Origin of the sequence: Chromobacterium alticapitis (genome assembly GCF_002924365.1) — a bacterium.
GTDB lineage: Bacteria > Pseudomonadota > Gammaproteobacteria > Burkholderiales > Chromobacteriaceae > Chromobacterium > Chromobacterium alticapitis.
Genome location: NZ_PQWB01000215.1, coordinates 1 through 2,771, shown reverse-complemented (window position 1 = coordinate 2,771; position 2,771 = coordinate 1). Strand labels below are relative to the sequence as shown.

1 protein-coding gene is annotated in these 2,771 nt (G+C 65.7%); it reads left to right on the top strand.

From position 1 onward, the window contains the following. On the top strand, window positions 1–2,572 hold a 2,572-nt coding region (gene acnD, locus C2I19_RS21630; protein ID WP_103904618.1), incomplete at its 5' end, for a Fe/S-dependent 2-methylisocitrate dehydratase AcnD. Window positions 2,573–2,771: the final 199 nt, after the last annotated feature.

Sequence of the window (2,771 nt, the reverse complement as noted above, 5' to 3'; positions counted from 1 at the left end):
CTCCAGCCTCGACTACTTCGACGCCCGCGCCGCAGTCAACGCCATCCAGCCCGGCGCCTGGGACAAACTGTCCTACACCGCCCGCATCCACGCCGAAAACCTGGTCCGCCGCTGCGAGCCGGCTGATTTGACCGAATGCCTGGAACAAATCGTCCACCGCAAACGCGAGCGCGACTTCCCCTGGTTCCCGGCGCGCGTAGTGTGCCATGACATCCTGGGCCAGACCGCGCTGGTGGATCTGGCCGGCCTGCGCGACGCCATCGCCGATCAGGGCGGCGACCCGGCCCAGGTCAATCCGGTGGTGCCGGTGCAGTTGATCGTGGACCATTCGCTGGCGGTGGAATGCGGCGGCTTCGACCCGCAGGCTTTCGAGAAAAACCGCGCCATCGAAGACCGGCGCAACGAAGACCGTTTCCACTTCATCGAATGGACCAAGTCCGCCTTTGACAATGTGGACGTGATTCCGGCCGGCAACGGCATCATGCACCAGATCAATCTGGAGAAGATGTCTCCGGTGATCCACAACGACAAGGGCGTGGCCTATCCCGACACCTGCGTCGGCACCGACAGCCACACACCGCACGTGGACGCGCTGGGCGTGATCGCCGTCGGAGTGGGCGGCCTGGAAGCGGAAAACGTGATGCTGGGCCGCGCCTCGTGGATGCGGCTGCCGGACATCGTCGGCGTGGAGCTGGCCGGCAAGCCGGCTGCCGGCATCACCGCCACCGACGTGGTGCTGGCGCTGACCGAATTCCTGCGCCAGCAAAAGGTCGTCGGCGCCTATCTGGAGTTCTACGGCGAAGGCGCCGCGGCGCTGACGCTGGGCGACCGCGCCACCATCTCCAATATGGCCCCGGAATACGGCGCCACCGCCGCGCTGTTCTTCATCGACCAGCAGACTATCGATTACCTGAAACTGACCGGCCGCAGCGACGAGCAGGTCAAGCTGGTGGAGACTTACGCCAAGACCGCCGGCCTGTGGGCGGACCAACTCAAAACCGCCGAGTACGAGCGTGTACTCAAGTTTGACCTCTCCAGCGTGGTCCGCAACCTGGCCGGCCCATCCAACCCGCACAAGCGGCTGCCGGTGTCGGCGCTGGCAGAGCGCGGCATCGCGGCCAACCTGGCCCAGGCGCGCGAACAAGAGGCGCAAGGCCTGCTGCCGGACGGCGCGGTCATCATCGCCGCCATCACCAGCTGCACCAACACCAGCAACCCGCGCAATGTGATCGCGGCCGGCCTGTTGGCGCGCAACGCCAACAAGCTGGGCCTCAGCCGCAAGCCGTGGGTGAAGTCCTCTCTCGCGCCCGGCTCCAAGGCAGTGGAACTGTATCTGAAGGAAGCCGGCCTGCTGTCCGAGCTGGAGCAGCTGGGCTTCGGCATCGTCGCCTTCGCCTGCACCACCTGCAACGGCATGTCCGGCGCGCTGGACCCGAAGATCCAGCAAGAAATCGTCGACCGCGACCTGTACGCGACCGCGGTGCTGTCCGGCAACCGCAACTTCGACGGCCGCATCCACCCCTACGCCAAGCAGGCCTTCCTCGCCTCCCCGCCGCTGGTGATCGCCTACGCCATCGCCGGCACCATGCGCTTCGATATCGAGAAAGACGTGCTGGGCGTCGTAGACGGCAAGGAAATCCGCCTGCAAGACATCTGGCCTGGCGACGAGGAAATCGACGCGGTGCTGAAGCAAGCGGTGAAGCCTGAGCAATTCCGCCAAGTCTACGAACCGATGTTCGCCATCCATCGCGACAGCGCCGCCAAGGCCAGCCCGCTGTACGCCTGGCGGCCGCAGTCCACCTATATCCGCCGCCCGCCGTACTGGGAAGGCGCACTGGCCGGCGAGCGCACGCTCAAGGGCATGCGGCCCTTGGCGCTGTTGCCGGACAACATCACCACCGACCACCTGTCGCCGTCCAACGCCATCCTGGCCAGCTCCGCCGCCGGCGAATACCTGGCCAAGATGGGCCTGCCGGAAGAGGACTTCAATTCCTACGCCACCCACCGCGGCGACCACCTGACCGCGCAGCGCGCCACCTTCGCCAATCCGCAGCTGGTCAACGAGATGGCGGTGGTGGACGGCGAAGTGAGGAAGGGCTCGCTGGCCCGCGTGGAACCGGAGGGCAAGGTGATGCGGATGTGGGAGGCCATCGAAACCTATATGGACCGCAAGCAGCCGCTGATCATCGTCGCCGGCGCCGACTACGGCCAGGGCAGTTCGCGCGACTGGGCAGCCAAGGGCGTGCGCTTGGCCGGCGTGGAGGCCATCGTCGCCGAAGGCTTCGAACGCATCCACCGGACCAACTTGATCGGCATGGGCGTGCTGCCGCTGGAATTCAAGCCGGGCGTCAACCGCAAGACGCTGGCGCTCGACGGCACCGAAACCTACGATGTGATAGGCCAACGCCAACCGCGCGCCGACCTGACGCTGGTCATCCATCGCCGCGGCGGCGAGATGCTTCAAGTGCCGGTGACCTGTAGGCTGGACACGGCGGAAGAAGTGTCGATCTACGAGGCCGGCGGCGTGCTGCGGCGATTCGCGCAGGACTTCTTGGCGGGAGTAAAGGGCTAACCCCCTCTCCCCCGCCCCTCTCCCACAAGGGGAGAGGGGTGACCCTTTGATTACATTTCAAGACTGAGTTCGCGGCCGTATCGCCGCCTATCTTAGCAATGGAATGCTTGGCTGCTTGGCAGCTTGGCAGCTTGGCAGCTTGGCAGCTTGGCAGCTTGGCAGCTTGGCAGCTTGGCAGCTTGGCAGCTTGGCAGCTTGG